We start from the raw sequence: 8,586 nt of genomic DNA, 5'->3' as shown, positions 1-8,586 counted from the left end.
AAGTCCTTTCTTTTTTGTGTCTTCTTAGACAGATTATAACACACTAATTTGTGTCTACTTTTATAGTATAGCTCCAACCATCTATTCCAGCTTTGAAACATCGGCTGCAGTGAGGGGGCTTTATGAAATGGAATTTTGAATAACAAGAGGAACAGAGTTTAGGAGATTGAGGGAGCAAAAGAAAGAGCTGATAAAAGGAAAGCGTAAGAGGGGAATCAGACTGACAGAGTAAGCACTTCATCAGAAGCCACCTGCTTGGTTCATTGCTCTAATATTTTTATAGGCTTCTAGCATGGAGTTGGTTTTACCCAGATGAAAGAAATAAACTTTCCCCACTGGTCTTTGTGGACTACGTCCAACACGCCCTGCGATTTGGATTAAACTTGAACGGGTAAAGTTATGATGATGACTGTGATAGACGAAAACATCAACTTTGGGGAAAGTAACACCGCGTTCCAATATTGTTGTCGACACAAGGATAGAGATTTCCTGCTGTCTGAATTTTTCTACATTATCTAGGCGTTGAGTGCTTGTTGAGGCAACAAAAGAAATCGTTTCTTTAGGAAATTTTTCTACTAAATCTTGAGTCAGTGCTCTGCCCTGTCTTATTTCAGGAACAAAAATAAGTAGGGGGTAACCGGTAGTTCTTTGTTTTTTAATCATTTGGTAAAATTTGCTTTGCCAGAAGAATTGCGGGAGAACAAGTGGGAAACCATGGAAACGCCGTGGCAATTGTAATTTTTTAATGTGCCCTAATTTTACTTGTCTCTCTAAATCGCGTGTCGTTGTTGCAGTCAGATAGATTAAGGTAGAAGAAGGTTTTCGTGCCTGTTTGAGCGCGAAAGAAAGGATGTCATTATCAGGAAAAGGAAAAGCATCAACTTCATCAAGAATAAGTAAGTCAAAGGAATGACGAAAACGTAAGAGTTGATGTGTTGTGGCAATAACTAGAGGGGAACGGGTGTAGGCTTCTCCCTTCCCATGTAAAAGTGAGATAGGGCAGGAAAAGTCTTTCTTTAAACGTCGGTAAAGCTCCAGACAAACATCAATTCGAGGGCTTGTCAGACCGACAGCCTCCCCTCTTTTTAATGTTTCGTTAATGACTTGGTAAATCATTTCTGTTTTTCCAGCGCCAGTTACCGCCTGGACGAGTATCGTTTCGTGTTTTTGATTCAACTGGACCAGCTGTTCGGATATAGACTGCTGAGAGGAAGTCAAGTTCCCTTCCCAGCTGAGATAAGAGACTGCTGGGAAGTACTCCTGAGGAAGATGGTAGAGTTTTTCGTCAGAACGAACACGCCCCATCTGAATACAGTAGGGACAATAGTAAGCTCCAATCGGTAACTGTACTTCTCTTTTCTCACTGGTTTTTCCACAGCGGCTGCATCTGATTTTAGTTTTCGAAATTTCTTTCATTCCCTCAAAAAGAATAGCCTGAGCAGGTACCTCGCTTAATTCTTTTTTGAGGAGCAATCTCCCGTATAATTCATTCATATTCTTCTGGACGAAAAAAGTCGCATGTTTTCACTAATTTTGATAAAATTTACTTATGACAATTACTATAAAAAAGGATTTTCGTGCAGAAGAAGAAATCAAAAAGTCGCGCTTCATTTGCCATTTGAAGCGCGTTTATACTGAAGAAGAAGCGCGTGACTTTATTGCGAAGATAAAAAAAGAACATTACAAGGCGACCCATAATTGTTCGGCTTTTGCTTTAGGTGATCGACAGGAAATTCAGCGCTCAAGTGATGATGGAGAACCTTCGGGAACAGCTGGGGTTCCAATGTTGGAAATTTTGAAAAAAAGACAAATTACAAATGTCTGTGCTGTAGTTACCCGATATTTTGGCGGCATTAAACTTGGTGCGGGTGGTTTAATACGCGCTTATGCTGGCAGTGTAGGGCATGCTTTAGACCAAGTGGGCTTGGTGCAATTTGTCACTCAGGAAGAGCTCATACTGAAACTGGATTACAGTAATTTTGACAGCTTGCAGCGTTTTCTAAGCAATCAAGGTTTAAAAATCTCTGAAAGTGAATTTTTATCAGATGTGACGGTTAAACTTTTCGTAGATTTAGATGAAACAGAGCAGGTACTGGAAGAGTTAATCGAGCAGTTTAGTGGAAAAATTTCTGTAACAAAAGGGGAAAAACAACTTGTAGAAGTGGACATTTAGAAAAGGAACTTATGAAAATTTTTAGAAGCTCGTTTATTGTTAGTATTATTGCACTGATTGCTGCCTATATTTATGCAGGATGGGACGGTCTTATGATTACGGCTATTCTTGCGGTGTTGGAAATTTCACTGTCAATGGATAACGCCATAGTCAATGCCCGAATCTTAGAACGGATGAGTCTTGCATGGCGCAAAATATTTCTAACGGTGGGAATTTTAATTGCTGTAGTGGGGATGCGTTTGATTTTTCCGCTTCTGATTGTGGGGGTGTCGGCTCACTTGGATCCGGTGAGCGCAATGCGCTTAGCCTTGGAAAAAGGAGATCCATCAATTCCCGGAACATATGGCTATATATTGCATCATGCTCATCCCACTATTTCTGCTTTTGGCGGAATGTTTTTATTGATGTTAGCTCTAGGATTTTTCTTTGATAAGAGAGCGCATACATGGTTGAAGTTACCAGAAAAACTTTTACAACAAATTGGACATTTCCCAGCAGCCAATGCTATTATTTCTCTGATTATTCTTCTTTTAACAGCAGAATTTGTTGCTGCTGATGCGCATGCGATTCTTTTTTCAGGGATTTTAGGTATTGTGACTTATATGCTGGTCAATGGTTTTGGAGAGATGATGACGGAGCATTTACCAAGGCATGCAACAGGAGAAGCTAGGTATGCAGTTGGTCGTGCGGCCTTTTCGCTTTTCATGTACTTGGAAGTTATTGATGCCTCTTTTAGTTTTGATGGTGTCATTGGTGCTTTTGCAATCACTTCTGATCCAATTATTATTTTGCTGGGTTTGGGAGTTATAGGGGCAATGTTTGTCCGGTCTCTTACACTTTACTTGGTTGAAAAAGGAACACTTAATGAGTTAGTATACCTAGAACATGGGGCACATTGGGCAATATTGACCTTGGCTATTCTTATTTTAGCAAGTATTCGTTGGGAAATAGGTGAGGCGGTAACCGGATTACTTGGAGGATTGATTATTGTGCTTTCCTTTGTCTCAAGTGTCCTTTATAATCGTACACATTAAACAAATTTTTGGACAAGGCCCATTATTAGTAGTGGGGTTATTGGTATGAGAAGCTCCTACTTAGTCAGGAGCTTTTTTCAGTATAACATGTATATGAGAGCGGTAAGAGATTATTTTTGAAGTGCTCCTGCTTATAGTTCAAGCCACGGCAGATAGCTTTGTGACAGGAAATTAAGGTTGAAGTTCCAGAGGGAGTTTGTACATGGTGAAGGCTGATTTGATGTTCGGTCTGGGATTTTGCTTCCTTGGTGTGGTATCCATCCGGATAAAAGTCAATAGGTAATACAATAGTTCGCCAAGCAGGTACATCAGAATGCTTGCTTGTTTTGCTCTCTTTTTCACCAGTAAACACAGTGCGCTATATTTTGCTATAATAAGGAAGATGAATTTAGAAGAAAAACTCAAAGAAATCTTCGGTTATGAAAGTTTCCGTCAAGGGCAAAAGCAAATTATAGAGCAAGTTTTAAATGGGACAGATACATTAGGTATTTTACCAACAGGAGCTGGAAAGTCAATTTGTTATCAGCTTCCAGCGCTTTTGCAGGAGGGGATAACTTTGGTTGTCTCTCCTTTGATTTCTCTCATGAAAGATCAAGTAGACCAGCTCAATATCGCTAACATTCCCGCTACTTTTATCAATTCAACTGTGGATGAGAGGGAGGCACACTTTCGGATGAAACAGGTCGAAAGCGGCCAAGTTAAAATCTTATTTGTTGCACCTGAGCGCTTTGAGCTGGAGTCTTTTAACTACTTTTTACAGCACTTGCCGATTGACTTGGTAGCTATTGATGAAGCACATTGTATTTCCCAGTGGGGGCATGACTTTAGGCCCTCTTATGTTACCTTTGCTGAGCGTTTGTCTGATTTGCCAACTTCACCGACGATATTGGCTCTGACGGCTACAGCGACTCCTCGTGTTTCTCAGGATATTCAAGAACTCTTGCATATATCGGCAGAAAAGACAGTAAAAACGGGATTTTTACGAGAAAATCTTCGTTTTGAAGTCGTGAAAGGCAAAGATAAGCGTGATTTTTTGAAGTCCTATTTAAAGGAACATCAAGATGAATCAGGCATTATTTACGCTAACACTCGTAAGGAGGTGGAAGAAGTTACGGAATGGCTTAACCGTAACCATTTTCCAGCTAAACGTTATCACGCAGGGCTATCTGAAAAGGAACGGCAGAAAAACCAAGAGGACTTTCTTTACGATGCTGTTCCGATTATGGTCGCAACAAATGCTTTTGGCATGGGTATCAATAAGAGTAATGTTCGTTTTGTGATTCACTATGGGATGCCTGCAACGATTGAAGCTTATTATCAAGAGGCTGGCCGTGCGGGACGTGACGGTTTAGATTCGGATGCTGTTCTTTTGTTTTCGCCTAATGATGTGCGGTTGCGTAATTTCCTCATCGAGCAGGGTGAGGGAAGTGAGCAGCACAAGGAGCAAGAATATGAAAAGCTTAGACAGATGCAGGCTTATGTCAGTTCAGAAACTTGCTTGCAAGGCTATATTCTGCAGTATTTTGGTGATAAGGGTGAGGACTGTCACAAGTGCTCAAATTGCTTGGATGATCGTGAGCGTACGGATGTTACTTTGGAAACTCAAAAAGTGTTGTCCTGTGTGGTTCGTATGGAGCAACGCTTTGGAAAAACAGCAGTAACTCAAGTATTAGTGGGTTCTAAAAATAAAAATTTAGCCCGTTGGAACTTTGAAAAACTCTCCACTTTTGGTATTATGAAAGATTATTCTCAAAAAGCAGTCGGAGAACTGATTGACTTTTTGACTGGGGAAGGCTATCTGGCAGTTTCTGCGGGAAAATATCCTTTACTTGGGGTTTCAAAGCGCGGTATAGAGGTGCTACAAGGCAGGGAAAGAGTTTGGCGTCGTGCGGCTTTGAGTCCAGAGAAAAGTACAGCAGCATCAGAAGCAAGCTTTAATGCAGAACTTTTTGAAGACTTACGTACACTACGTCTTGAGCTCGCTAGAGAAGAAGGCGTTCCACCTTTTATGATTTTTTCAGATGCCTCACTGAAGGATATGGCACGAATCATGCCTCAGGGAGAAGAAGATTTTTTAAAAGTCTCTGGTGTGGGACAAGTGAAACTGAAAAAATATGGTACAGCTTTCTTGGAGGCTGTGAAAGCCTACGAAAAATAGAGAAATTCCTCAATTGAAAAACGCTTAAGACGTGTGCTAGAAGGCCGTTCTTAAGTGTTTTTTGTTTTGGCTAAGATGAATCGCTTTTTCAGGATATTTTTGATTCATTTCCTCACTTTTGGTTGTTTTATGATTTATTTTTGCAAGAGTTTCATACAAGATTTTCTTTTTATTTTCTCATGTAAAGTGCCGTGAGCGACGGAGCAAGCATATCTAAGCGGTCATTTGTTATCGTTTCAACAGATAAATCAAAATTATTGATGAACCATTCTTGCCAAATGGCTGTGACACCAGAAGCCATATAGTTCACATATCTGGAAATAATTTTCTTATCATACATAGATAAGACATTTTCAATCGCAACATGAAAATGATTATAGTAGACCGCTTGTAGCATTGAGATAAAATCAATCCCACTATTTTTGAAGAGTAATCCCTTGATGTATTTGCGGTTTGCATAGAAATATTTATCGACGCCTAGAGCATTGTCGTACAGGGTAGCTTTTATTGCAGAAGAGCTGTTCATGTTCACAAAGTCAAGTAAATGTGTATTCTTTTTTTGAAGTTTTTGACTGAACCCAAGTAGTAGCTCTTCAACCAAGACATCGAGCACATCCCTTATATTCCTAAAATACTTATAAAAAGTTACACGGCTGATTTGAAGAGAAGAAGTGACTTCCACAATTGAAATAGATGTTATAGGTTTAGTTTCTAAAAGCTTTATTGTGTGATTGATAATTAATTGTGCAGTTTCGGAAAGCGCCATTGTAGTCCTCCAATTTGTCTATTTATTTTTTACATTCAAAAAGGAATAATTCATTAAGGTTTACAAATGTAGTTAAAATGTAAATTGTCAAAGTTGTATAATAATTATACAATAATAATACGAAAATGATAAATGTGTTAATAAGAGTGTTTTAAAGAGAAGAGTATTAACAAAGGATTAATATAAAGTTAACGAAAATAATGAGGGTTCGGTTGAAGTGATTTCAGCAGCATATTTTGCGCCAGCAGTAGGGGATAAATTATCAGATAGAGCTGTCTTCCCAGCTCATATACTGTCCATCAGGAAAAATCCTCCTTTCTTTTAGAAAAAGAGTAAAGTTATAAGGGAGAAGTATTTTGCAAGAAAGTCAAACAAAAAGTAGTATTTTCAACGGAACAAATCTCAAATTTTTTGCAGTTGTTCTCATGGTTTTTGACCACATTTTTCAGATGTGGAATACAGCTGGCGTACCACAGTTCTTCAATATGCTGGGACGACCTGTTTTTCCCATCTTCTTGTTTTTAATGGCCGAAAGCTTTTTCCATACGAGAAGCAAGAAAAAACTCATGACCCGACTCTTGATTGCCTCTCTCTTGATGGGGGCAGGAAATCTCTTACTCAATGTTTATTTGCTGCGCAATCCAGACATTACACTTATTAACAATGCCTTTTCAACTTTCTTCATGACAACGGTTTACATGTATGCTTGGGATTTATTGAATGCCAAGAAGATTTTAAAAGGCATTGTCATTACTTTGCTCCCTATTTTACCTGCCCTTTTACAAGTTTTGATATTAAATGAGAATACACCAACTTGGTTGATACAGCTGTTCCTACTCGTTCCTAACATTTTGATGGTTGAGGGTGGCTTTATGGTGGTTATTTTAGGACTTTTATTCTATATTTTTAGAGAAAAACGTTGGATTCAAATCTTATGCCTCGTCTTACTTTCAATGGGGCTGTTTCTTTTGGAAGCTAGGGGAATTCAGTGGATGATGGTGTTTGCAGCGATACCGATGGCACTGTACGATGGGAAAAAGGGTAAAGGGATGAAAAATTTCTTCTATATTTTTTATCCGGCACACATCTATATTTTCTACATTTTGGCCAGTTTGTTTTCTAGATAGAGTGCACTACTTGTGAAGAGAGTTATGGAAATTTATATATTTATGGAAGGAGAGGAAATGTGAAGTGGTTTTGTCAAGGCGTCATTTCTTATGCAGTTATTATAGCTGTTAACCTAGGAATTAAAAAGCTGTTGCTGCTCTATGTGCCTTTTTTACAGCATTCAGATTCGGCAGAGTGGACGAGCTGGGGAATTTCAATGATTATTGGGATTCTTCTTTTGTCGTATCTGGCTAGAGAACATTACAGAAGTAAATGACAAAAAAGTAAAGTGACTAATATCAAGGCTCAAATAAAAGGAACAATGGAAATTGGAGAAGAAGTGCGAATAAATGTTTTCACGAAACTCTAGAGAGCCGCTGTTCGTTGAAAAAATAGATCGAATGAAGTCAACATATTATAAAACTGAGAGAGGTGTTTAGCTATATTTTAGCGCTGTTTCTTATTTTATTTTTTACAGCACTATTTAATTCATGGCTTTGCCATAGTTCTTTTCGTATCAGGCATTAATAATCGTGAAAAAACAGAAATGCGTGATATAAAATGTGAATCCCGCAGAGAAAATAATATGAAATTGCTCGAAGCTTTGATATGAAGACAGTAAATTAACAAGAGGAGAACTGGAAGAAAAGATCAAGAGGAGTTTTTACACTAGGACAAGGTTTTTGAATTTTAAATTAAAGAACAGAGAGAAAGATGAGGAGAACAGTATGACTCACATTACATTAAAAAACACCAGTACAGGTGCTACGCGCATAGTTAAGCAAGGCTTTTCATGGACCGTATTTTTCTTTGGCATTTGGGTATTGATGTTTAGGGGCGAGTGGAAGATTATCGGTTATATGTTCCTTGGAGTTACGATAGTTAGTTTTATTAGTTTCATGTTGACGGGGCAAATGTGGGAAGTTTCTTTGCCTTCATTAGGAGGTCTGACCTTTATTTACGCTTTTTTTGCGAACAAACAGTTAAAATATAGCTTACTGAACAAAGGTTGGGAGATTGTTTGAGTTTTAAATCTAGAGAGCTAGATATTTTAACTTTCCATATCGTGGTCTCTTTGTAGCATTATGGTTAAAATTTGGAGAAAAGCGTGCTGGCTTTTCTTTTTTTTTATTTGAAAAGCACTTGATAAATGTCAGCGTTTAACTTTAAGGAGTTCTCTTTGGAACTTCTTTTTTGTTGAAGCTCTGATACCATTATTTTAGAAAAGGTGAATAATAAAAATGAGGTGCTGTAAAAATTCCTTCATCGACTTTTTCTCATCAAACACTCATTTCATTTGACCTTTTTTTTTTTATACTATAGACTCAGAAAGTAAACGTAACATTAG

The 8,586-nt window shown here is 38.3% G+C and carries 8 protein-coding genes; 6 read left to right on the top strand and 2 right to left on the bottom strand.

Annotation, left to right across the window (positions count from 1 at the left end; all coding sequences use genetic code 11):
* Positions 1-240: 240 nt before the first annotated feature.
* Entirely contained in the window at positions 241-1,494 is a 1,254-nt protein-coding gene (locus tag NFR51_RS10385) for an ATP-dependent helicase ComFA (RefSeq protein ID WP_251713584.1), read from the bottom strand.
* Positions 1,495-1,549: 55 nt separating this feature from the next.
* Here NFR51_RS10385 and NFR51_RS10380 point away from each other — a divergent pair, with 55 nt between their 5' ends.
* From NFR51_RS10380 to recQ, 3 genes are all read left to right on the top strand, one after another.
* Positions 1,550-2,173 (top strand): YigZ family protein, encoded by a 624-nt coding sequence (locus tag NFR51_RS10380; protein WP_251713583.1) that lies wholly within the window; start codon positions 1,550-1,552, stop codon positions 2,171-2,173.
* A gap of 11 nt (positions 2,174-2,184) precedes the next feature.
* Positions 2,185-3,207 (top strand): DUF475 domain-containing protein, encoded by a 1,023-nt coding sequence (locus NFR51_RS10375; protein WP_251713582.1) that lies wholly within the window; start codon positions 2,185-2,187, stop codon positions 3,205-3,207.
* 382 nt (positions 3,208-3,589) lie between these two features.
* Positions 3,590-5,365, top strand: a complete 1,776-nt coding sequence (gene recQ, locus NFR51_RS10370; protein WP_251713581.1) for a DNA helicase RecQ — start codon at positions 3,590-3,592, stop codon at positions 5,363-5,365.
* Between the two features lie 169 nt (positions 5,366-5,534).
* Here recQ and NFR51_RS10365 read toward each other — a convergent pair whose 3' ends face one another.
* A complete protein-coding gene (locus NFR51_RS10365) occupies positions 5,535-6,131 on the bottom strand; it encodes a TetR/AcrR family transcriptional regulator (RefSeq protein WP_251713580.1) in 597 nt (198 codons plus the stop codon).
* 356 nt (positions 6,132-6,487) lie between these two features.
* Here NFR51_RS10365 and NFR51_RS10360 point away from each other — a divergent pair, with 356 nt between their 5' ends.
* The 3 genes from NFR51_RS10360 to NFR51_RS10350 all read left to right on the top strand — a co-directional run bounded on the left by NFR51_RS10360 (position 6,488) and on the right by NFR51_RS10350 (position 8,263).
* Entirely contained in the window at positions 6,488-7,258 is a 771-nt protein-coding gene (locus tag NFR51_RS10360) for a TraX family protein (protein ID WP_251713579.1), read from the top strand.
* A 59-nt stretch (positions 7,259-7,317) separates the two neighbouring features.
* The gene (locus tag NFR51_RS10355) at positions 7,318-7,515 is read left to right on the top strand and encodes a hypothetical protein (RefSeq protein WP_251713578.1); all 198 of its coding nucleotides are present in this window, start codon (positions 7,318-7,320) and stop codon (positions 7,513-7,515) included.
* A 451-nt stretch (positions 7,516-7,966) separates the two neighbouring features.
* A complete protein-coding gene (locus tag NFR51_RS10350) occupies positions 7,967-8,263 on the top strand; it encodes a hypothetical protein (RefSeq protein ID WP_251713577.1) in 297 nt (98 codons plus the stop codon).
* The last annotated feature ends 323 nt before the right edge of the window (positions 8,264-8,586 follow it).

This window comes from Lactococcus ileimucosae, from assembly GCF_943193185.1.
In the GTDB taxonomy this organism is placed as follows: Bacteria; Bacillota; Bacilli; order Lactobacillales; family Streptococcaceae; genus Lactococcus; species Lactococcus ileimucosae.
This window is presented reverse-complemented; position numbering and strand designations above follow the sequence as displayed.